Source organism: Pseudooceanicola nanhaiensis DSM 18065, assembly GCF_000688295.1.
In the GTDB taxonomy this organism is placed as follows: domain Bacteria; phylum Pseudomonadota; class Alphaproteobacteria; order Rhodobacterales; family Rhodobacteraceae; genus Pseudooceanicola; species Pseudooceanicola nanhaiensis.
Map to the genome: position 1 here is coordinate 1 of NZ_JHZF01000004.1, position 22,593 is coordinate 22,593.

Sequence of the window (22,593 nt, forward strand, 5' to 3'; positions counted from 1 at the left end):
GGCTGCGGGATGTACTCGTCCACGGCCGCCATCAGTTCGCGGATCTTGTTCTCGCCGATCGCTTCGTCACGGCCTTCGAGGGCGGCCAGGGCCGAACCCGCGATGATCGGGATATCGTCGCCCGGGTAGTCGTATTCGGTCAGCAGTTCGCGGACTTCCATCTCGACGAGCTCGAGCAGCTCCTCGTCGTCCACCTGGTCGACCTTGTTCAGGAAGACGACCATGGCGGGGATGCCCACCTGGCGGCCGAGCAGGATGTGCTCGCGCGTCTGGGGCATCGGGCCGTCGGCCGCGTTCACCACCAGGATCGCGCCGTCCATCTGGGCAGCACCGGTGATCATGTTCTTCACGTAGTCGGCGTGGCCGGGGCAGTCGACGTGGGCGTAGTGACGCGCCTCGGTCTCGTACTCCACGTGCGCGGTCGAGATCGTGATGCCGCGGGCCTTCTCTTCGGGCGCGCCGTCGATCTGGTCGTAGGCGCGGAATTCACCGAAGAACTTGGTGATCGCCGCCGTCAGCGTCGTCTTGCCGTGGTCAACGTGACCGATCGTGCCGATGTTGCAGTGCGGTTTCGTCCGCGCGAACTTTTCCTTTGCCATGATGGCCTCCTTTGTCGGGTGGTGCCTTCCGGCACCCTACGGGTGATGGGTAGGGCGGGGTTATCCCCGCCATCCCGTTATGCGTATTTCTTCTGGATCTCTTCCGAGATGTTCGACGGCACCGGGTCGTAGTGATCGAACTGCATCGTGAACTGCGCGCGGCCCGAGGACATCGAACGCAGGGTGTTGATGTAGCCGAACATCGAGGCCAGCGGCACGAAGGCCTGGATCGCCACGGCATTGCCGCGCGGTTCCTGACCCGAGACCTGGCCCCGGCGGGAGGTCAGGTCACCGATGATCGAACCGGTGTATTCCTCCGGCGTGACCACCTCGACCTTCATCATCGGCTCGAGCAGCTTCGCACCGGCCTTGCGCAGACCTTCACGCATGCACATCCGCGACGCGATCTCGAAGGCCAGGACCGAGGAGTCCACGTCGTGGAACTTGCCGTCGATCAGCGCGACCTTGAAGTCGATCACCGGGAAGCCTGCCAGCGGACCGGAGTCCATGACCGACTTGATGCCCTTCTCGACGCCGGGGATGTATTCCTTCGGCACCGAACCACCGACGATGCGGGATTCGAAGGAATAGCCTTCGCCCGGCTCGGTCGGGGTGATGACCAGCTTGACCTCTGCGAACTGACCCGAACCACCCGACTGCTTCTTGTGGGTGTAGGTGTGCTCGACCTCGTGACCGATGGTCTCGCGGTAGGCCACCTGCGGGGCACCGATGTTCGCCTCGACCTTGAACTCGCGCTTCAGGCGATCGACGAGAATGTCGAGGTGAAGTTCGCCCATGCCCTTCATGATCGTCTGACCGGACTCGAGGTCGGTCTCGACGCGGAAGGACGGGTCCTCGGCAGCCAGACGCTGCAGGCCCTGGGACATCTTCTCCTGGTCGTTCTTCGTCTTCGGCTCGATGGCGATCTCGATCACCGGATCCGGGAAGGTCATGGTCTCGAGGACCACCTGCTTCTGCGGATCGCAGAGCGTGTCACCCGTGGTGGTCTCTTTCAGACCGGCCAGGGCGATGATGTCGCCGGCGAATGCCTCGTCGATCTCTTCGCGATCGTTCGAGTGCATCATCATCATCCGGCCGACGCGCTCGCGCTTGCCCTTGGTCGAGTTCATCATCTGATCGCCCTTCTTCACCGTGCCGGAGTAGATCCGGGTGAAGGTCAGCGAACCGACGAAGGGGTCGTTCATGATCTTGAACGCGAGGCCCGAGAAGGGCTCCTCGTCCGAGGCATGACGCTCGATGTTCCGGGTCTCGGTCTCGTCGTCCGGCGAGAAGCCGGTATAGGCGGGCACGTCGAGCGGGCCGGGCAGGAAGTCGATCACGGCGTTCAGGAGGGGCTGCACGCCCTTGTTCTTGAACGCGGAGCCGCCGAGGACCGGCACGAAGGACAGCGACAGGCAGCCCTTGCGGATCAGTTTCCGCAGGGTCGGCACGTCGGGCTCTTCGCCTTCCAGGTAGGCTTCCATCGCGTCGTCGTCCATTTCGACGGCGTTCTCGATCATGTTGGCGCGCCATTCCTCGGCGAGCTCCTTGAGCTCGTCACGGATCGGCTGACGGATCCAGCCGGCACCGAGGTCGTCGCCCTTCCACACCCATTCTTCCATGGTGATGAGGTCGATCGTGCCTTCCAGCTTGTCCTCGGCCCCGATCGGCATCGCCACGGGAACCGGGGTCGCGCCGGTGCGGTCCTTGATCATCTTCACGCAGTTGAAGAAGTCGGCGCCGATCTTGTCCATCTTGTTGACGAAGACGATGCGCGGAACCTTGTACCGGTCGGCCTGGCGCCAGACGGTCTCGGTCTGCGGCTCGACACCGGCGTTGCCGTCGAGCAGGCAGATCGCGCCGTCGAGAACGGCGAGCGAACGTTCCACCTCGATGGTGAAGTCGACGTGGCCGGGGGTGTCGATGATGTTGAAGCGGAACTTCGTGTCATCGGTCCCTTCCGGGGTCGGGTCTTCCTGCCACTGCCAGAAGGTCGTGGTCGCAGCCGAGGTGATCGTGATCCCGCGTTCCTGCTCCTGCTCCATCCAGTCCATGGTGGCGGCGCCGTCATGCACCTCACCAATCTTGTGGGAGCGGCCGGTGTAGTAGAGGATACGCTCGGTCGTCGTGGTCTTGCCGGCATCGATGTGGGCCATGATGCCGAAGTTGCGATAGCGCGTGAGCGGATAGACGCGTGCCATGGGGGGCCTGCCTTTCGGATATTACCAGCGGTAGTGGCTGAACGCCTTGTTGGCGTCGGCCATCTTGTGGGTGTCTTCGCGTTTCTTCACCGCAGACCCGCGCGAGTTCACGGCATCGAGCAGCTCGCCCGCGAGGCGCTCTTCCATCGTGTTCTCGTTGCGGGCGCGCGAGGCGTTGATCAGCCAGCGGATCGCAAGGGCTTCGCGGCGCTCGGGGCGGACCTCGACGGGGACCTGGTAGGTCGCACCACCAACACGACGGGAGCGAACCTCGACCGCCGGTTTGATGTTGTCGAGCGCTTCGTGGAAGATCTCCACCGGCGCGCGCTTCACTTTCTCTTCGATCCGGTCGAGCGCGTTGTAGACGATCTTCTCGGCGACGGATTTCTTGCCGTCGACCATCAGGTTGTTCATGAATTTCGTCAGAACCCGGTCGCCATACTTGGCGTCGGGCAGGACTTCGCGCTTCTCTGCAGCGTGACGACGGGACATCTGTTGTTCCTCTTACTTCGGACGCTTCGCGCCGTATTTCGAACGGCGTTGCTTACGATCCTTGACGCCCTGGGTGTCGAGGACACCGCGCAGGATGTGGTAGCGAACGCCCGGAAGGTCTTTCACCCGGCCGCCACGGATCAGGACAACGGAGTGTTCCTGAAGGTTGTGGCTTTCACCCGGAATGTAGGAAATCACCTCGTAGCCGTTGGTCAGGCGGACCTTCGCAACTTTCCGCATTGCGGAGTTCGGCTTCTTCGGCGTGGTCGTGTAGACGCGGGTGCAGACGCCGCGCTTCTGCGGGCATTGCTCCAGGTGCATCGACTTGGACCGTTTGACTTTGGGCTGCCGGGGCTTCCGGATCAGCTGCTGGATCGTAGGCATTGGGTTATCGTTCCCCGTTATTCTCTCAACACATGTGTTGCGGGACATCCCGCGGTTTCGACTCGTACGTCCCGTGCGTCCACGCAACGTAAAAAACCGCATGCGTCCCCTCGTTCACGGGGAACGACGCGGCGGTATTCCAGAGGATCGGGCCCCATCGGACCGGATCGTGACCACTTCGGTTCTGAAAGGCGGCGGGGCGACCCCCATGCCTGGCTAGGCGCGCGTATAGAAAGAGTCGCGGGGGATGTCAACAGAGCCCGGCGGCGTTTGGCACCGCACCGCCCATCAGGACGTCGCGTCCGCCTCACGCCCGGGGGCTGCCCTGCGGCGCGGTCGGCCTTAGGCCCAGCCGCCTTTCCCGATAGAGGGTGAAGAGCCCCGAGGCAACCACGATCCCCGCGCCCAGGAGCGTCGGCCATTCCGGGAACTGCCCGAAGGCGATCAGCCCCAGCACCAGGGCCCAGAGCAGCCCGGTGTAGCGGAACGGCGAGACGAAGGAGATCTCGCCCGACCGCATCGCCCCCACCGAACAGAGATAGGCCCCGAGCACCGCGATCCCCGCGGCCAGGATCAGCCCGCCCGAGCGGGTGTCGAGCGCCACCCAATCGGCGCCCCAGACCCCGCCGACGGCGAAGGCCAGCGTCACCCCGACGGCGGTGCCGAAGGAGACCAGCATCGAGGGCACCTCGCGCGACAGCCGCCGCGTCGTGATGTCCCGGAGCGTGACGAAGCCCACCGACACGAGCGCATAGCCCGCGTAAAGGTTGAACCCCTCCGGCCCCGGCCGCACGATCAGCAGCACGCCCACGAAGCCCACGAGGATCGCGCCCAGCCGGCGCCAGCCCACGGATTCGCCCAGGAAGAGCGCGGCCGCCAGCGTCACCACCAGCGGCGCCGATTGCAGGACCGCGGTGACATTGGCCAGGGGCATGTTGAAGAGCGCGGTCAGGAAGAAATAGGCGGCCCCCACCTCGGCCACGACCCGCAGCAGGATGAGCCGGCGGTCCCGGACCGCGACCGGCTTCGAGAAGGCGCCGAGCCGCCAGGCGATGGCCGCGGTGGCGACCGAGGTGAAGAGCCCGCGCAGCGTGATCACCTGCGCGAGCGGCACCTCGCCGGCCAGCATCTTGGTGAAGGTGTCGTTGAGCGTGAAGAGCGCCATCGACGCCATCATCAGCATCGCGCCGCGGGTATTGTCGGTCATTGCGGGGTCCAGTGTTCGTCGCGGCGCACAAGATACCAGCGCCGCGGAAATGGAAAGCCCCGGGTCGCGCGGCCACGGCAGGAATTTCCCCGACAGCCCCCTGGGCACGCCGCCCCTCCCCTCCCCTGGTTCCGTATCCCGGGGGGTGAATTGGCCCCCCCGGGGCAGCGCCCCCCTCCCCCGCGCGCGGCCCCGCCGCGCGCAAGCTGTCGTGTGCGCGGCAACGCCGCGCGCCGCAAGGTCCCGCGCGCGCGCGCCCCATGCGAAAAGGCCCCCCGCTGTCGCGGAGGGCCTTTCCTGTCACATGTGCCGTGGATCAGTCGCGGCTTTCCGGGGTTTCCACCAGGTTGTCCGCCTCGGTCGCGTCCTCGTAATCCTCGATCGGCGCCGCCAGCGCGGCGGCCGCTTCGGCCTCCTCGCGGCGGGCCTCGATGACCACGTTGTCGCGGTCGCCCGCGATCCGGCGGACGCGCTGCGTCGCCCCGCCGGTCCCCGCGGGGATCAGGCGGCCGACGATGACGTTCTCCTTCAGACCCACCAGCTTGTCGCGCTTGCCCTGGACCGAGGCCTCGGTGAGCACGCGGGTGGTCTCCTGGAAGGACGCCGCCGAGATGAACGAGCGGGTCTGCAGCGAGGCCTTGGTGATCCCGAGCAGGATCGGCTCGCCCGCCGCGGGACGCAGGCCATGGGCCTCCGCCTTCGCATTGGCTTCGTCGAACTCGATCTTGTCGACGTGCTCGCCCTTCAGCAGTGTGGTCTGGCCGCTGTCGGTGATCTCCCACTTCTGCAGCATCTGGCGAACGATCACCTCGATGTGCTTGTCGTTGATCTTCACGCCCTGCAGCCGGTAGACGTCCTGGACCTCGTTGATCATGTAGTTCGCCAGCGCCTCGACACCCATGATCGACAGGATGTCATGCGGCGCGGGGTTGCCGTCCATGATGTAGTCGCCCTTCTGGACGTAGTCGCCTTCCTGCACCGGGATGTGCTTGCCCTTGGGGACCATGTATTCCACGGGCTCGAGGGTCTCATCCGCGGGCTCGATCGCGATCCGGCGCTTGTTCTTGTAGTCGCGCCCGAAGCGGACGTAGCCGTCGATCTCGGCGATGATGGCGTGGTCCTTGGGACGACGCGCCTCGAAGAGTTCGGCCACACGCGGCAGACCGCCGGTGATGTCCTTCGTCTTCGCACCCTCGCGCGGAATACGCGCGACGATGTCACCGACCTTGACGTCCTGCCCGTCCTCGACCGAGAGGATGGCGTCCACCGACATCGGATAGGTCACCGGGTTGCCCGCCTCGTTGCGGACCGGCTCGCCATCCTCGCCGACGATCAGCAGCTCGGGCTTCAGCTCGTTGCCCTTGGGGGCCGCGCGCCAGTCCGAGACGATCTTCTGCGTCATGCCGGTGGCATCGTCGGTCTCCTCGCGGACGGCGATGCCGGTCACGAGGTCGACATAGCGGATCGAGCCCGCCTTCTCGGCGATGATCGGCAGGGTGTAGGGGTCCCATTCGAAGAGCTTGTCGCCCCGGGCCACCTTGTCGCCTTCCTTGACGAAGAGCTTGGTGCCGTAGCCGAGCTTGTGGCTCGCCCGTTCCTCGCCGTTGCCGTCCATGATCCGGAGCTTCATGTTCCGGCCCAGGGTCAGCACTTCGCCGCTCGAGTTCTCGAGGGTCTGCGCGTTCTCGAAGGCGATGGTGCCTTCCTGCGAGGCCTCGAGGAACGACTGCTGGCCACCCTGCGCCACGCCGCCGATGTGGAAGGTCCGCATCGTCAGCTGGGTGCCGGGTTCACCGATCGACTGCGCGGCGATGATGCCGACAGCCTCGCCGATGTTGACCTGCGTGCCGCGCGCGAGGTCGCGCCCGTAGCAGGCGGCGCAGACGCCGTCGTCGCTTTCACAGGTCAGCGGCGAGCGGATCCGCATCGACTGGATGCCGGCCTCCTCGATCGAGTCCGCGGCGCGTTCGTCGATCAGCTGGCCCTTCGAGATGACGACCTCGTCGGTGCCGGGACGGACGACATCGTCCGCCGCGACACGACCGAGCGCACGCTCGCCGATGGTCGCCACGACTTCACCGTCGTTGACGGCGGCCTCGATGGTGATCGCGTTCTCGGTGCCGCAATCGGGCTCGCGCACGATGCAGTCCTGCGCCACGTCGACGAGACGACGGGTCAGGTAACCGGAGTTCGCGGTCTTCAGGGCGGTGTCCGACAGACCCTTCCGGGCGCCGTGGGTCGAGTTGAAGTACTCGAGCACGGTCAGACCTTCCTTGAAGTTCGAGATGATCGGCGTCTCGATGATGTCGCCGTTCGGCTTCGCCATCAGGCCGCGCATCCCGCCCAGCTGTTTCATCTGGGTGACCGAGCCCCGGGCACCGGAGTGGGCCATCATGTAGACCGAGTTCGGTTCCGCTTCGGCCCCGTTCTCGTCCCGGCGGTTGGCCGAGATGGTCGACATCATCGCCTCGGTGACCTTGTCGTTGCACTTCGACCAGGCATCGACGACCTTGTTGTACTTCTCACCCTGGGTGATCAGGCCGTCCATGTACTGCTGTTCGAAGTCCTTCACCTGCTCGCGGGTCTCTTCCACGATCGGCCACTTCGAGTCCGGGATGACCATGTCGTCCTTGCCGAAGGAGATGCCGGCCTTGAAGGCCTCCTTGAAGCCCATGGACATGATCTGGTCGCAGAAGATGACCGATTCCTTCTGACCGCAGTAGCGGTAGACGGTGTCGATGACCTGCTGCACCTCTTTCTTCCGCAGCAGACGGTTGACCAGTTCGAACGGCGCCTTGGCGTTCATCGGCAGGAGCGCACCGAGCCGCACACGACCGGGGGTCGTGGTGTAGCGCTTGGTGATCTCGTTGCCTTCCTCGTCGATCTGCTTGACGCGGGCCTCGATCTTGGCGTGCAGGTGAACGGCGCCGGTATCCAGCGCGTATTGCACCTCTTCGATGGAGGAGAAGACCATGCCTTCGCCCTTCATCCCCTCGCGTTCGATCGTCGTGTAGTAGAGGCCGAGGATCATGTCCTGCGACGGAACGATGATCGGTGCGCCGTTGGCGGGCGACAGGACGTTGTTCGTCGACATCATCAGGACACGCGCTTCCAGCTGGGCTTCCAGCGAGAGCGGCACGTGCACGGCCATCTGGTCGCCGTCGAAGTCGGCGTTGAACGCCGAGCAGACGAGCGGGTGCAGCTGGATCGCCTTGCCTTCGATCAGGATCGGCTCGAACGCCTGGATGCCGAGACGGTGCAGCGTGGGCGCACGGTTCAGCAGCACGGGGTGCTCGCGGATCACCTCGTCGAGGATGTCCCAGACCTCGGGACGTTCCTTTTCGACGAGCTTCTTCGCCTGCTTCACGGTCGAGGACAGACCCTTCGCCTCGAGCCGCGAGTAGATGAACGGCTTGAAGAGCTCGAGCGCCATCTTCTTCGGCAGGCCGCACTGGTGCAGCTTCAGCTCCGGCCCGGTCACGATGACGGACCGGCCCGAGAAGTCGACGCGCTTGCCCAGAAGGTTCTGGCGGAAGCGGCCGTGCTTGCCCTTGAGCATGTCGGACAGCGACTTCAGCGGGCGCTTGTTGGCGCCCGTGATGACGCGGCCGCGACGGCCGTTGTCGAACAGGGCGTCAACCGACTCCTGGAGCATCCGCTTCTCGTTCCGGACGATGATGTCCGGTGCGCGCAGCTCGATCAGCCGCTTGAGGCGGTTGTTCCGGTTGATCACCCGGCGGTAGAGGTCGTTCAGGTCCGACGTCGCGAAGCGGCCGCCGTCCAGCGGGACCAGCGGGCGCAGTTCCGGCGGGATGACCGGAATGACGGTCATGACCATCCACTCGGGCCGGTTGCCCGACTCGAGGAAGGACTCGACGACCTTCAGACGCTTGATGATCTTCTTGGGCTTCAGTTCACCCGTGGCCTCGGCGAGATCCGCGCGCAGCGTCTCGGCCTCGGATTCGAGGTCGATGTTCGCCAGCATCTCGCGGATCGCCTCGGCGCCGATGTTCGCCGTGAAGGCGTCCATGCCGTAGGTGTCCTGGGCGTCCATGAACTCTTCTTCGGTGAGCATCTGGCCGTATTGCAGGTCGGTCAGACCCGGCTCGATGACCACGTAGTTCTCGAAGTAGAGCACGCGTTCCAGATCACGCAGCGTCATGTCCAGCATCAGGCCGATGCGGGACGGGAGCGACTTCAGGAACCAGATATGTGCGACCGGCGCGGCGAGCTCGATATGGCCCATCCGCTCGCGGCGCACCTTCTGGAGCGTCACCTCGACACCGCATTTCTCGCAGACGACGCCGCGGTACTTCATGCGCTTGTACTTGCCGCAGAGGCACTCGTAATCCTTGATCGGCCCGAAGATACGGGCGCAGAACAGGCCGTCCCGCTCGGGCTTGTAGGTCCGGTAGTTGATCGTCTCGGGCTTCTTGATCTCACCGTAGGACCAAGAGAGGATCCGCTCCGGCGAGGCCAGCGAGACCTTGATCTCGTCGAAGACCTTCTGCGGCGTGAGCGGGTTGAACGGGTTGTTCGTCAGTTCCTGGTTCATGTCGTTTTCCTAATGACAGGGCGCGGAGGGGAGGAGGCAGGGTGGGCAACATGGCCCACCCCACGGGCGCGGAACGCCGTTATTCCTCGCCCTCCTCGTCCAGGAGTTCCATGTTCAGGCCGAGGCCGCGGACTTCCTTCACGAGCACGTTGAAGCTCTCGGGAACGCCCGCCTCGAAGTTGTCCTCGCCCTTGACGATGCTTTCGTAGACCTTGGTCCGGCCGGCCACGTCGTCCGACTTCACGGTCAGCATTTCCTGCAGGGTGTAGGCGGCGCCATAGGCTTCCAGGGCCCAGACCTCCATCTCCCCGAAACGCTGGCCACCGAACTGCGCCTTACCACCGAGCGGCTGCTGGGTGACGAGGGAGTACGGGCCCGTGGAACGCGCGTGGATCTTGTCGTCGACAAGGTGGTGCAGCTTGAGCAGGTACTTGACGCCCACGGTGACCGGCCGTGCGAATTGCTCGCCCGTCCGACCGTCGTAGAGCACCGACTGGCCGCTCTCGTTGAACCCGGCACGCTTCAGCGCGTCGTTCACGTCAGGCTCCTTGGCGCCGTCGAAGACCGGCGTCGCGATCGGAACACCGCGGGTCACGTTGCCCGCCGCCTCGACCAGACGGTCCTCGTCCATCGCCTCGATGCCCTCGGAATAGACGTCCTCGCCATAGGCCAGCTTCATCGCCTCGCGCACCGGGGTAAGGTCCCCCGACCGGCGGTATTCGCCGAGCGCTTCGTCGATGTTGACGCCCAGGCCGCGCGCGGCCCAGCCCATGTGGGTCTCGAGGATCTGACCGACGTTCATCCGCGACGGCACGCCGAGCGGGTTGAGGCAGAAGTCGACCGGAGTGCCGTCCTGCAGGAACGGCATGTCCTCCATCGGCACCACGCGCGAAACGACGCCCTTGTTGCCGTGACGACCGGCCATCTTGTCGCCGGGCTGAAGCTTGCGCTTCACGGCCACGAAGACCTTGACCATCTTCATCACGCCCGGGGGCAGATCGTCGCCGCGGCGGACCTTCTCGACCTTGTCCTCGAACCGGGCGTCGAGCGCGCGTTTCTGCGCCTCGTACTGCTCGTTCAGGGCCTCGACGTGCTGCGCCTCGGAATCGTCGCCGAGGGCGAGCATCCACCACTGGCTGCGCGGCAGCGAGGAGAGCAGCTCCTCGTTGATCTCCGAGTTCGCCTTGATGCCCTTCGGCCCCTTCACGGCGGTCTTGCCGAGAAGCATGGACTTCAGACGCGCGTAGATGTTGCGGTCGAGGATCGCCAGCTCGTCGTCGCGGTCGCGCGACAGCCGTTCGACCTCTTCCCGCTCGATCTGGAGCGCACGTTCGTCCTTCTCGACGCCGTGACGGTTGAAGACACGGACCTCCACGACGGTGCCGTAATCGCCCGGCTTCACGCGAAGCGAGGTGTCACGGACATCCGAGGCCTTTTCGCCGAAGATGGCGCGGAGGAGCTTCTCTTCCGGCGTCATCGGGCTTTCGCCCTTCGGAGTGATCTTGCCCACGAGAATGTCGCCCGGCTCCACGTCGGCGCCGATATAGACGATCCCCGCCTCGTCGAGGTTGCGGAGCGCTTCCTCGCCGACGTTCGGGATGTCGCGGGTGATCTCTTCCGGCCCGAGCTTCGTGTCACGGGCGGCGACTTCGAATTCCTCGATGTGGATCGAGGTGTAGACGTCGTCCCGCGCGATCCGCTCGGAGATCAGGATGGAGTCCTCGTAGTTGTAGCCGTTCCAGGGCATGAAGGCGACGATGACGTTCTTGCCGAGCGCCAGTTCCCCCATGTCCGTCGACGGACCGTCCGCGATGACCTCGCCCTTCACGACCGTGTCACCCACCTTCACCAGCGGACGCTGGTTGATGCAGGTGTTCTGGTTCGAACGCTGGAACTTGCGCATCCGGTAGATGTCGACGCCCGCGTCACCGACCTTGAGGTCCTCGGTCGCGCGGATCACGATCCGCTGCGCGTCGACCTGGTCGATGATGCCCGCCCGCTTGGCCATGATGGCCGCGCCGGAGTCGCGTGCGACGATTTCCTCGATCCCGGTGCCGACCAGCGGCGCCTCGGCCCGCAGGAGCGGAACCGCCTGACGCTGCATGTTCGACCCCATGAGGGCGCGGTTCGCGTCGTCGTTCTCGAGGAACGGGATCAGCGAGGCCGCGACCGAGACGAGCTGCTTCGGCGAGACGTCGATCAGGTCGACCATCTCGTTCGGCGACAGCGTGTATTCACCCGATTTCCGGGTGTTCACGAGGTCGTTCACGAACTTGCCGCCCTCGTCGAGGTTCGCGTTGGCCTGCGCCACGGTGTGGCGCATCTCTTCGGTGGCGGACATGTATTTCACTTCGTCCGTCACCTGACCGTCCTTCACCTTCCGGTAGGGGGTCTCGATGAAGCCGTACTTGTTGACCCGCGCGAAGGTCGCGAGGGAGTTGATCAGACCGATGTTCGGGCCTTCCGGCGTCTCGATCGGGCACATCCGGCCGTAGTGGGTCGGGTGCACGTCGCGCACCTCGAAGCCCGCGCGCTCACGGGTCAGACCGCCCGGCCCGAGGGCCGAAAGGCGCCGCTTGTGCGTCACTTCGGACAGCGGGTTGGTCTGGTCCATGAACTGCGACAGCTGCGAGGAGCCGAAGAATTCGCGGACGGCAGCCGCCGCCGGTTTCGCGTTGATCAGGTCCTGCGGCATGACGGTGTCGATCTCGACCGACGACATGCGTTCCTTGATCGCGCGCTCCATGCGGAGAAGCCCGACGCGGTACTGGTTCTCCATCAGCTCGCCGACGGACCGGACCCGGCGGTTGCCGAGGTGGTCGATGTCGTCGATCTCGCCGCGGCCGTCACGCAGGTCCACCAGCGCCTTGATGCAGGCGACGATGTCCTCCTTGCGGAGGGTGCGGACGGTGTCCTCGGCGTCGAGGTTCAGGCGCATGTTCATCTTCACGCGGCCCACGGCCGAGAGGTCGTAGCGCTCGCTGTCGAAGAACAGGGTGTCGAAGAGCGCCGAGGCGGCCTCGACCGTCGGCGGCTCGCCCGGGCGCATGACGCGGTAGATGTCCATGAGCGCGGTCTCGCGGCTCATGTTCTTGTCCGTCGCCATGGTGTTGCGCATGTACGGGCCGACCGACACGTTGTCGATGTCGAGCACGGGGATCTCGGTGATGCCCGCGTCCAGCAGTTCCTTGATGGAGCCGCCGATGAACTCGCCTTCCTTGTCGTATTCGGCGGTGAGCTCGTCACCGGCCTCGACATAGATCGCGCCGTTCTCTTCGTTGATGATGTCCTTCGCGGCGTATTTGCCGACGAGGCGGTCGAAGGGCACCAGCAGGTTCTTCACCGTGCCTTCGTCGATCAGCTTCTTGACCGCGCGCGGGGTGATCTTCTTGCCGGCCTCGGCGATCACTTCGCCGGAATCGGCGTCGACCAGGTCATAGGTCGGACGGGTGCCGCGGACGCGTTCCGGGAAGAACTTCGTGACCCAGCCCTGCCCCTTGCGGAGCTTGTAGTCCACCGTCGTGTAATAGGCGTCCATGATCGCTTCCTGATCCATGCCGAGGGCATAGAGCAGGGTCGTCACCGGCAGTTTCCGGCGGCGGTCGATCCGGGCGAAGACGATGTCCTTGGCGTCGAACTCGAAGTCCAGCCAGGAGCCGCGGTAGGGAATGATGCGGCAGGCGAACAGGAGCTTGCCCGAGGAATGGGTCTTGCCCTTGTCATGGTCGAAGAACACGCCGGGCGAGCGGTGCATCTGGGACACGATCACGCGCTCGGTGCCGTTCACGATGAACGTCCCGTTCGGGGTCATCAGGGGCATGTCGCCCATGAAGACGTCCTGTTCCTTGATGTCCTTGACAGACTTGGCGCCGGTGTCCTCGTCGGTATCGAAAACGATGAGGCGCAGCGTGACCTTCAGCGGGGCGCTGTAGGTCATGTCGCGCTGCATGCATTCCTCGACGTCGTACTTGGGCTCTTCGAGCTCGTACTTGACGAATTCAAGGTGGGCGGTTTCGTTGAAATCCTTGATCGGGAAGACCGACTGGAAGACGCCCTTGATGCCTTCGCCGTCGGTCGGGTCGGGCTGGTCGCCGGATTTCAGGAAGAGTTCGTAAGAGCTTTTCTGGACCTCAATAAGGTTCGGCATCTCCAGCACTTCGCGGATTTTGCCGTAATATTTACGAAGACGTTTCTGACCGAGGTAGGTCTGAGCCATGACGGATGTCACCTTTCGTTTCTCTTCGGGCGCGCGCGCCGCCGGGCTTCGGCGCTGCGACCATACGAGACAGGGGGTTCGGATCCATGCCTGGCTGCCTTCCCAAGGGCCGCCTCCCGATCCTTCAACCTCGCCTTAGAGAACGCTTTGACGCGAAAGCCCTCTCTGAGACAGGTTCGGCTGGACCCGGATTTCCGGGACCAGCCTTGCGTTCCGTGGTCCGGACGACAGCGTCCGGCCCGGATTACTTGAGCTCGACTTCGGCGCCGGCTGCTTCCAGCTTCGCCTTGATCTCGTCGGCTTCGGCTTTCGAAACCTGCTCTTTGACAGCCTTGCCGCCGGCTTCGACCAGCTCTTTGGCTTCCTTGAGGCCCAGGCCGGTGATGCCGCGGACTTCTTTGATGACGTTGATTTTCGAGGCGCCGGCCGACTTCAGGATGACGTCGAATTCGGTTTGCTCTTCGGCCGGTGCGGCGTCGCCGCCTGCTGCCGGGCCTGCCATCATGACGGCGCCGCCCGCTGCGGGCTCGATGCCGTACTCGTCTTTCAGGATGGTTTTCAGTTCTTGCGCTTCGAGAAGCGTCAGACCAACGATCTCTTCAGCCAGTTTCTTCAGATCAGCCATTTTCAGCTCTTTCCGTATCTAGATGTGTTCCAACGTCGAGGTATGCAACCCCGGCTTCACGTGGTGCCTTACGCCGCTTCGGCCTTTTCCTCGATGGTCGAGAGGATCGAAGCGATATTGGAAGCAGGTGCGCCGATCGCACCGGCGATGTTCGAAGCGGGCGCGCCAAGCATGCCTGCGATCTGAGCGATGAGCTCGTCGCGCGACGGCATTTTCGACACGGCCTCGACACCGGCCCGGTCCAGAGCGGACTCGCCCATGGCCCCACCAAGGATTTCAAACTTCTTGTTGTCCTTGGCGAAGTCCTCGACCACCTTGGCAGCTGCCACGGGGTCTTCGGAATAGGTGAGAACCGTCATGCCCGACATCAGGTCACTGATGCTTTCGCAGGGTTTACCCTGAAGGGCGATCTTGGCGAGCCTGTTCTTGGCGACGCGGACCGACGAACCTGCCTCACGGGCTTTGGCGCGCAGAGTCTGCATCTCGGCAACCGTGAGGCCGGTGTAGTGTGCCACCACAACGACGCCAGAGCTTTCGAAGATCTGGCCGAGTTCCTCGACCACTTTCTCTTTCTGGGCTCTATCCACAGTTTCACTCCAGTTGGGGAGGTGTGACCCTCCGGCTCGTTTCGCCGCAGCTCGCGCCGCGACAATCAAGTCCTTACGGGTCCTGCACATCCCCCGGACAAGGCGAGAGGCCAGGTCCGAAGAAACCTATGTCATTTCCCGTCTCTGGCAGGAATTATGGCTGCTGGATCGCAGCCACCCACCGTCTCGGACGAATCGCCGGGACGGTAGCGATAGCGCAACCGTCCCGACAGAGGCGGCTGTTAAAGGGTTTCGCAGGGAATGTGAAGAGGGGGCCGCGAGAAAAGTCGCGCCCCGGCGGGTCCGGGCCGAGACACAGCCGCAGGGCGGTCCGGCGCATGGCGACAAGTCTACCATGTCGCGCGGGCGATTGAAACCGGCACCTTTGCCTCCCTGCCCCTCTCGGACCCCGCCGGTCGGCGAGGCCCCGCCGCGACGGGGGGCCTTCGGGCCGCCCGCTCCGAAATCGCCAGCCTGAGGTCGCAATCGGGAGGGAAACCCGCGGCGAAGCGCGGTTGATGGGGGTCAGCAAGACGAGCAGGCAGAATGCACGACCGACGCATACCGGAATGGCTCCGCCATGCCCCCGCCCCGAGCGTCCGGGGCTTCGCCATCCTCGCCGGCACCGAGGCGGTTGCGCGCGGCACCCTCGTCTCGGTCTTCCCGCTCGTGATGTACCACGCGCTCCAGGACGCCCGGAGCGTGTCGATGGTCTATTTCCTGATCGGCCTCGCCTCGCTTCTCACGGGGCTCATGATCCCGTCGCTCGTGCGCTTCGTCCCGCGCCGCTGGGTCTATGTCGCGGGCACGCAGATGTATGCGGGGGGCGCGCTCCTGATGACGGTCGGCCGGCCCGAGACGGCGATCGCCGGGCTCGCGCTCTTCACCGTGGCGGTCGTCACCACCTTCGTCTGCTTCAACGCCTATGTGCTCGACCACATCGCGAAGATCGAGCTCGGCCGGCTCGAGACCTCGCGGCTCTTCTACTCGGCCCTCGGCTGGACGGCCGGTCCGGCCTCGGGCGTCTTCCTCTATGGCTGGTGGCCCGCGGCGCCCTTCCTCATCGCGGCGGTTGCGGCCTACGGGATGCTGGCGGTGTTCCTCGTCATGCGGCTCGGCAACGGGCGGCTGATCGCGCGGAGCCGCGCCCCGGTGGCCAACCCCTTCGCCTATGTCCGCCGGTTCCTCGCCCAGTCCCGGTTGATCACCGGCTGGCTCTTCGCCGTGATCCGCTCCTGCGGGTGGTGGATCTACGTCGTCTACCTGCCGATCTTCGCCGTGCAGAACGGGCTGGGAGACCGCCTCGGCGGCATTGCCCTGTCGCTGGCCAACGGCTCCCTCTTCCTCGCGCCGCTGATGCTGCGCTTCATGCAGCGGACCTCGGTCCGGACGGCGGTGCGCACGGGCTTCCTCGCCTCGGGGAGCCTGTTCCTGCTGGCGGGCCTGTCGGGCGACATCCCCGCCGTGGCCGTCCTCTGCCTGATGTGCGGCGCGGTCTTCCTGATCCTGCTCGACGTGAGCGCCGGCCTGCCCTTCCTGCTGGCGGTGAAGCCCTCGGAGCGGACCGAGATGTCGGCGATCTACTCGAGCTACCGCGACGTCTCGGGCATCCTCACGCCCGGCGTCGCCTGGGTCGTGCTGCTGGCGGCCCCCGTCAGCGGCGTCTTCCTTGCGGGCGGGGCGGCGCTTCTCGGGGCCTGGGGCCTCGCCACCCGGCTGCACCCGCGGCTCGGACAGGCGCGGATCGGAGTGCAGGCCTATCCGGCGGCGGTGGCCGCGCTCATCCCGGACCCCGCGGAACCGGCCTGAGCGCAAAAGAAAAGGCGGGCCGAAGCCCGCCTTCCTGTCCCTCGAACCGATCCTGCGATCAGTTCCCGGTCGCGCTTTCCACGCTGACCGAAACGCCCGGGCCCATCGTGGAGCTGAGCGAGACCTTCTGCATGTAGGTGCCCTTGGCACCGGACGGCTTGGCCTTGGAGACGGCGTCCACGAAGGCGCGCACGTTCTCGATCAGCTTGTCCTTGTCGAACGAGGCCTTGCCGACGCCGGCGTGCACGACGCCCGCCTTCTCGGCCTTGAACTGGACCTGGCCGCCCTTGGCGTCCTTGACCGCCTGCGCGACATCCATGGTCACCGTGCCGACACGGGGGTTCGGCATCAGGTTCCGCGGGCCCAGCACCTTGCCGAGACGGCCGACGACGGCCATCATGTCCGGCGTGGCAATGCAGCGGTCGAAGTCGATCGTGCCGCCCTGGATGGTTTCCATCAGGTCCTCTGCCCCGACGATGTCCGCACCGGCTTCCTTGGCTTCGTCAGCCTTGGCGCCGCGGGCGAAGACGGCCACGCGGACGGTCTTGCCGGTGCCGTTCGGCAGGCCGACGACGCCGCGAACCATCTGGTCGGCGTGGCGCGGGTCGACGCCGAGGTTCATCGAGATCTCGACGGTCTCGTCGAACTTGGCCGAGGCATTCGCCTTGATCAGTTCGATCGCGTCCTCGACGGTGAGGTTTTCCTTGCCGGCGAAGGCTTCGCGGGCGGCGCGGGTGCGTTTTCCGAGTTTCGCCATCTTACTTCACCTCGATGCCCATGGAGCGGGCGGAGCCCAGGATGATCTGCATCGCGCCCTCGACGGAGTTCGCGTTCAGGTCCTTCATCTTCGCCTCGGCGATTTCCTTGACCTGGGCGACGGTCACCGACCCTGCGGTGGCACGGCCCGGGGTCTTGGAGCCGGACGAGAGCTTGGCGGCCTTCTTCAGGTAATAAGACGCGGGCGGCGTCTTGATTTCCATCGTGAAGGACTTGTCCTGGTAGTAGGAGATCACGGTCGGGCACGGCGCGCCGGGCTCCATGTCCTGCGTCTTGGCGTTGAACGCCTTGCAGAATTCCATGATGTTGATGCCGCGCTGACCCAGTGCGGGGCCGACCGGCGGGCTCGGGTTGGCCTGACCGGCCTTCACTTGCAGCTTGAGGCTGCCGATAAGTTTCTTGGCCATGAGGCCTCTCCTTTGTCATCGGTGCGCGAGATCACGCACCCTACGGACCGGAACGCGTTCCGGCGCGGTGGTTAGCGTGGTGCGGCCGGGCACGCGAGCCCTGAGCCTCCCACGAACGACCCCGGTCACCCGGGGGATGGGAGCGCCCTGGCGCCCCCGCGCACTCAGGCCTGCTTGGAGACCTGCGTGAATTCCAGCTCGACCGGGGTCTCCCGGCCGAAGATCGACACCATCACCTTCAGGCGCTGGTTGTCGTCGTCCACTTCCTCGACCATGCCGTCGAAATCCTCGAACGGCCCGTCGTTGACCTTCACGCGCTCGCCGACCTCGAACGAGATCAGGGTGCGCGGCGTTTCCTCGCCCTCCTGGACGCGGTTGAGGATCTGGTTCACCTCGGCGTCGCGCATCGGCATCGGGCGGCCCTGCGGACCCAGGAAGCCGGTCACCCGGTTGATCGAGTTGATCAGGTGATAGCCCTCGTCCGACATCTCCATGTGCACCAGCACGTAACCCGGCATGAAGCGGCGCTCGGTCGAGACCTTCTTGCCCCGGCGGATCTCGATCACTTCCTCGGTTGGAACGAGGACCTCGTCGATCTGGTCCTCAAGCCCCTCGTCCGCGGCGGTCTGCCGGATCTGCTCGGCGACCTTCTTCTCGAAGTTCGAGAGGACGCTTACCGAATACCACCGTTTCGCCATCTGTCAGCCGTTCCTTGCACACCGGCCCGCGGGCCGGAAATTCCGTCGATCACGGGCGTCGATGCGCCCTCCCCAATAAAAAGCGGCGTGCAACTCGACTCGCCGCACGCCATTTCCCGGGAATTGGAGAGGCGTTTATCCCCGGAACCCGGGGAATTCAACCCCCCTGCGCCCGCGCCGCCCCGGGCCTCGCGGCCCTGCGGCCCCTTCGGGATGCCGAGACGCCGCTCGGGGCCTGCGCCGCATGTCGCTGCCGGGTCGTGCTGCGGTGCTGCTTCGTGGAAAGGGAGCCGGGGCGCGCCATCGAAGGATGGTGCCGCCACCGGGCTGCGCGGTCCGGCGGCCCGGCCATTCCCGGACCGCCGCGGAAAGGGCGGTGGCCGGCCGGCTCGGGACGCCGGATTTCGACGCCTGGAGCCTAGGAGCCGAACATCTCCAGGACGCCCTGCAGGCCGGTCCGGATCAGCAGGTCGACGAGAAAGAAGAACACCGCCGTCAGCGTGGCCATGATGAAGACCATCACGGTGGTCAGCAGCACCTCGCGGCGCGTCGGCCAGACGACCTTCGCGATCTCGGCGCGGGTCTGGTTGATGAACTGGACGGGGTTGGCCATGTGTCGAAATTCCGGATCGGTGCTGCGTCGGTCCCGACAGGGCACAGCTGTGCCCGCGCGGGGTTCAGGGGCACATACGCGGAGCAGGTGGCGATTTCAAGGCCCGCGGCGCCTGCCCTCGCGGGCGCCCGCCCGCCGATCGCGCGGCGGCACCGCTTGCCAGCGGCGCCGCGCCCTTCCACACTGGCCCCGAGGCAGACAAGGAGGACAGGCGCATGCAGGCGACCCGGCGACATTTCATTCTCTCAGGCACGGCAATGATGCTCGCGGGCTGCGCGGGCGGCGGCGGCGGGATGATCTCCGCCCCGATGGCCGGCGAACCTGTGATGCGGCCGGCGGCGAACCCGGACTACGACCGCTGGGTCGCGGCCTTCCGCGGGCGGGCGGCGGAGCGCGGCATCTCGGACGCGACGCTCTCGGCCGCCTTCCGCGACGCGGGCTACCTGCCCGGGGTGGTCGAACGCGACCGCAACCAGACCGAGACCAGCCGCAGCCTCGAGGATTACCTCGCCATCACCGCGAACCCGACCAAGGTCCGCGACGGCCGGGCGGCCTTCGCCCGCCAGCAATCCCTGCTGAACCAGCTCGAATCGCGCTACGGCGTGCCCGCCCATGTGGTCGCGGCGATCTGGGGGATGGAGAGCAATTACGGCACCCGCCGCGGGACCGTGCCGGTGATCTCGGCCACCTCGACGCTGGCCTATGACGGGCGGCGCGGCGACTTCTTCGAGAAGCAGCTGATGGCCGCGCTCCGGATCCTCCAGCGCGGCGATGTGGCGCCCTCGGGCCTGACCGGCAGCTGGGCCGGGGCCATGGGCCACACCCAGTTCATCCCGACCACCTTCGAGGCCTATGCGGTGGATTTCCGCGGCGACGGGCGGCGCGACATCTGGTCCGACGACCCGACCGACGGGCTCGCCTCCGCGGCGGCCTACCTGTCGAAGAGCGGCTGGCGCCGGGGCGAGCCCTGGGGCCACGAGGTGCGGCTGCCCGCGGGCGCGGCCATCGGCGCGACCCGCTCGCTCTCGGCCTGGGGCGCGGCGGGGCTGCAGCGCACGGATGGCGGGCGGCTCGCGGGCGGCACCTCGGCGCGGCTGATCCAGCCCGCGGGCGCGGCGGGGCCCGCCTTCCTGGTCCTGCCGAACTTCCGCGTGATCCTGCGCTACAACAACGCCGAGAAATACGCGATCGGCGTCGGGCATCTCTCGGACCGGATCGCCGGCGGTCCTGCGCTCTCGGCCAGTTTCCCGCCCGACCGCTACGGTCTCTCGATCGAGGACCGGCGGCGCCTGCAGGAACGGCTGACCGCGGCGGGCTACGATGCCGGCACGCCCGACGGCGTGCTGGGCAAGAAGACCGAGGCCGCGATTTCCGCCTACCAGCGGGCCAACGGGATGGCGGTCACGGGCGAACCCTCGCGCGCGTTGCTGGCGCGCCTCTGACGCGGGCGCGATCCAGAGGCGCGCCTGCGGCGCACACGATCCATTCTGGCTGACGAGGGGGGCCTTGCCCCCCTCGAGCTCCCCCCAGGATATTTCCGGCAAGAGGAAGCCAGGAACGCGTCCGCCCCTTCCTCTGGTCCATGTATCCCCGCCGGAGGCAACCGCGATTTGGCCCCGCCAAATCGCAAGACATCATGTGCGCGCCGAAGGCGCGCTCATTTTCGCAACGTCTGTATCGGAAAAATGGCAGGGGCAGCAGGACTCGAACCCGCGACCCTCGGTTTTGGAGACCGATGCTCTACCAACTGAGCTATACCCCTAGGCCGTTCGCACCCGATATTGGTTTGCTGCGGCAAGATCAAGGGGGCGGATGCGGCCGAACGCGGTTTTCCCGCGTCACCTACATCCAGCGGACCATCCTGAGGATCAGGAGTTGCAGGCAGATGATCAGCACGAGTATTCCGGAGAAGATCCAGAACGCATGGGGATGGTCCGCCCCCGGCATCCCGCCCACGTTGATGCCGAACAGCCCCGTGAGGATGCCGAGCGGCAGGCAGATCGCCGAGATCACGGCGAGGATGTACATGTGGCGGTTCAGTCTGTCCGAGATCTGGCCCGACAATTCCTCGCGCAGGACGGCAAGGCTCTCGCGCATCTCGACGAGGTTCTCGGTCTGCCGGGTGAGGCTCTGCCGCGTCTCGGAGATATGGAGCCGGTCAGCCTCGTCGAGGAACGGGAGCATGGCGTGTTCAAGATCGCTCAGCGCCGAGACCTGCGGCGCGGTGTGGCGGTAGAGTTCGATCACCTGCAGGCGCATGGTGACGATTCGGTGCCGGAGCTTCTGGTCGGGCGTGCCGATGACCTCTGTCTCCAGCGAATCCGTCTCCATGTCGAGATCGGCAACCAGCGGCTCGAGTCGTGCGTTCAGCCGCGCCGCGAGCGAGGCGAGGAAGGCGCCCGCATCCTCGGGCCCCTGCCCCGCTTCCAGCGCATCCGCGATGTCGCCCAGCGCGACGACATTCTGGCGCGACAGGGTGACGATGCGATTCGCATCGGCCCAGACCCGGACCGACACCATGTCCTCGGGATCGCGCCCCTCGTTCGTGTTCACCCCGCGCAGGATCACGAGGATCCCGTCGCCGATCCGCGTCGCCCGGGACCGCGTGGCGGGCATCGTCAGCGCCTCCTGTGCGGACGGGTCGAGGTAGTCGAGGTTGCGGGCGATCCACGCCGGGGTCTCGGGGTGATCGGCCACGAGATGCACCCAGCCCAGGGTGTCGTCGCGCAGCACGTCGGGTGTGCGTTCCGCAGAGAGGCGATGGCCCGCTTCGGGGCCGTCGAGCGCATAGGAGAAACGGATGCAGCCAGTCATGCGGGGAAACTAGGATGGCGACCGGGGGCGGGCCAGAGGAAAAGTCGGCAGGGCCGTCGGAGGGGGTGGCGCAGGGCGGGGTTGCCCCCGAAACGGGGGCAAAGGAAAAGCGCCACGGGCAGGACCCGTGGCGCTCTCTTCTCAACCAGGCGCGTTCGCTACGCGAGCCGTGCCTTACTCGATGATCTTGGAGACCACGCCCGAACCGACGGTCCGGCCGCCTTCACGGATGGCGAAGCGGAGCTTCTCTTCCATCGCGATCGGGGCGATCAGCTCGACGGTGAAGGAGATGTTGTCCCCGGGCATCACCATCTCGGTGCCTTCGGCCAGCTGCACGGTCCCGGTCACGTCGGTGGTCCGGAAGTAGAACTGCGGGCGGTAGTTCGCGAAGAACGGCGTGTGGCGGCCGCCTTCGTCCTTGGTCAGGATGTAGGCTTCGGCCTCGAACTTCGTGTGCGGCTTCACCGAGCCCGGCTTGCAGAGCACCTGGCCCCGCTCGACGGCGTCACGGTCGATGCCACGCAGCAGCGCGCCGATGTTGTCGCCGGCTTCCCCGCGGTCCAGCAGCTTGCGGAACATTTCCACGCCGGTGCAGGTCGTCTTCTGGGT

At 65.9% G+C, this 22,593-nt stretch carries 17 protein-coding genes and 1 tRNA gene; 2 read left to right on the forward strand and 16 right to left on the reverse strand.

Translation table 11 applies throughout. From position 1 onward, the window contains the following. The 9 genes from Q344_RS0100615 to rplJ all read right to left on the reverse strand — a co-directional run. A partial coding sequence (locus Q344_RS0100615; protein ID WP_028284954.1) for a GTP-binding protein occupies positions 1-599 on the reverse strand: 599 nt, incomplete at its 3' end. Between the two features lie 77 nt (positions 600-676). Next, a complete protein-coding gene (gene fusA / locus Q344_RS0100620; protein WP_028284955.1) occupies positions 677-2,800 on the reverse strand; it encodes an elongation factor G in 2,124 nt (707 codons plus the stop codon). 21 nt (positions 2,801-2,821) lie between these two features. Then, positions 2,822-3,292, reverse strand: a complete 471-nt coding sequence (gene rpsG / locus Q344_RS0100625) for a 30S ribosomal protein S7 (protein WP_028284956.1) — start codon at positions 3,290-3,292, stop codon at positions 2,822-2,824. Between the two features lie 12 nt (positions 3,293-3,304). After that, positions 3,305-3,676: a 30S ribosomal protein S12 gene (gene rpsL / locus Q344_RS0100630; RefSeq protein ID WP_005980675.1), complete on the reverse strand. Its 372-nt coding sequence runs from the start codon at positions 3,674-3,676 to the stop codon at positions 3,305-3,307. Between the two features lie 307 nt (positions 3,677-3,983). After that, positions 3,984-4,883: a DMT family transporter gene (locus tag Q344_RS0100635; RefSeq protein ID WP_028284957.1), complete on the reverse strand. Its 900-nt coding sequence runs from the start codon at positions 4,881-4,883 to the stop codon at positions 3,984-3,986. A gap of 316 nt (positions 4,884-5,199) precedes the next feature. Further along, positions 5,200-9,438 (reverse strand): DNA-directed RNA polymerase subunit beta', encoded by a 4,239-nt coding sequence (rpoC, locus tag Q344_RS0100640; protein WP_028284958.1) that lies wholly within the window; start codon positions 9,436-9,438, stop codon positions 5,200-5,202. 79 nt (positions 9,439-9,517) lie between these two features. Continuing rightward, positions 9,518-13,654 (reverse strand): DNA-directed RNA polymerase subunit beta, encoded by a 4,137-nt coding sequence (rpoB, locus tag Q344_RS0100645; RefSeq protein WP_028284959.1) that lies wholly within the window; start codon positions 13,652-13,654, stop codon positions 9,518-9,520. A 244-nt stretch (positions 13,655-13,898) separates the two neighbouring features. After that, on the reverse strand, positions 13,899-14,279 hold the full coding sequence (rplL, locus tag Q344_RS0100650) for a 50S ribosomal protein L7/L12 (protein WP_028284960.1): 381 nt from the start codon (positions 14,277-14,279) through the stop codon (positions 13,899-13,901). A 68-nt stretch (positions 14,280-14,347) separates the two neighbouring features. Next, complete coding sequence (gene rplJ, locus Q344_RS0100655; RefSeq protein ID WP_028284961.1) at positions 14,348-14,866, reverse strand: 50S ribosomal protein L10; 519 nt, start codon at positions 14,864-14,866, stop codon at positions 14,348-14,350. A 546-nt stretch (positions 14,867-15,412) separates the two neighbouring features. Here rplJ and Q344_RS22725 point away from each other — a divergent pair. Beyond that, the gene (locus tag Q344_RS22725; RefSeq protein WP_036538112.1) at positions 15,413-16,675 is read left to right on the forward strand and encodes an MFS transporter; all 1,263 of its coding nucleotides are present in this window, start codon (positions 15,413-15,415) and stop codon (positions 16,673-16,675) included. Positions 16,676-16,733: 58 nt separating this feature from the next. On the opposite strand, the gene rplA is transcribed toward Q344_RS22725, so the two are convergent. The 4 genes from rplA to secE all read right to left on the reverse strand — a co-directional run bounded on the left by rplA (position 16,734) and on the right by secE (position 19,170). After that, positions 16,734-17,432: a 50S ribosomal protein L1 gene (gene rplA, locus Q344_RS0100665; RefSeq protein WP_028284962.1), complete on the reverse strand. Its 699-nt coding sequence runs from the start codon at positions 17,430-17,432 to the stop codon at positions 16,734-16,736. Position 17,433: 1 nt separating this feature from the next. After that, positions 17,434-17,859, reverse strand: coding sequence for a 50S ribosomal protein L11 (rplK, locus tag Q344_RS0100670; protein ID WP_028284963.1), 426 nt, complete (start codon positions 17,857-17,859; stop codon positions 17,434-17,436). Positions 17,860-18,023: 164 nt separating this feature from the next. Continuing rightward, positions 18,024-18,557 (reverse strand): transcription termination/antitermination protein NusG, encoded by a 534-nt coding sequence (gene nusG, locus Q344_RS0100675; protein ID WP_028284964.1) that lies wholly within the window; start codon positions 18,555-18,557, stop codon positions 18,024-18,026. A 418-nt stretch (positions 18,558-18,975) separates the two neighbouring features. Then, a complete protein-coding gene (secE, locus tag Q344_RS0100680) occupies positions 18,976-19,170 on the reverse strand; it encodes a preprotein translocase subunit SecE (RefSeq protein WP_028284965.1) in 195 nt (64 codons plus the stop codon). 215 nt (positions 19,171-19,385) lie between these two features. Here secE and Q344_RS0100685 point away from each other — a divergent pair, with 215 nt between their 5' ends. Continuing rightward, positions 19,386-20,612: a lytic murein transglycosylase gene (locus Q344_RS0100685; protein ID WP_028284966.1), complete on the forward strand. Its 1,227-nt coding sequence runs from the start codon at positions 19,386-19,388 to the stop codon at positions 20,610-20,612. A gap of 244 nt (positions 20,613-20,856) precedes the next feature. On the opposite strand, the gene Q344_RS0100690 is transcribed toward Q344_RS0100685, so the two are convergent. The 3 genes from Q344_RS0100690 to Q344_RS0100700 form a co-directional block, all read right to left on the reverse strand. Continuing rightward, positions 20,857-20,932, reverse strand: a tRNA-Trp gene (locus Q344_RS0100690). Between the two features lie 80 nt (positions 20,933-21,012). Further along, positions 21,013-21,984 (reverse strand): zinc transporter ZntB, encoded by a 972-nt coding sequence (locus Q344_RS0100695; RefSeq protein WP_028284967.1) that lies wholly within the window; start codon positions 21,982-21,984, stop codon positions 21,013-21,015. 174 nt (positions 21,985-22,158) lie between these two features. Beyond that, positions 22,159-22,593, reverse strand: a 435-nt coding sequence (locus tag Q344_RS0100700) for an EF-Tu C-terminal domain-related protein (protein ID WP_028284968.1), incomplete at its 5' end; no start/stop codon positions are given.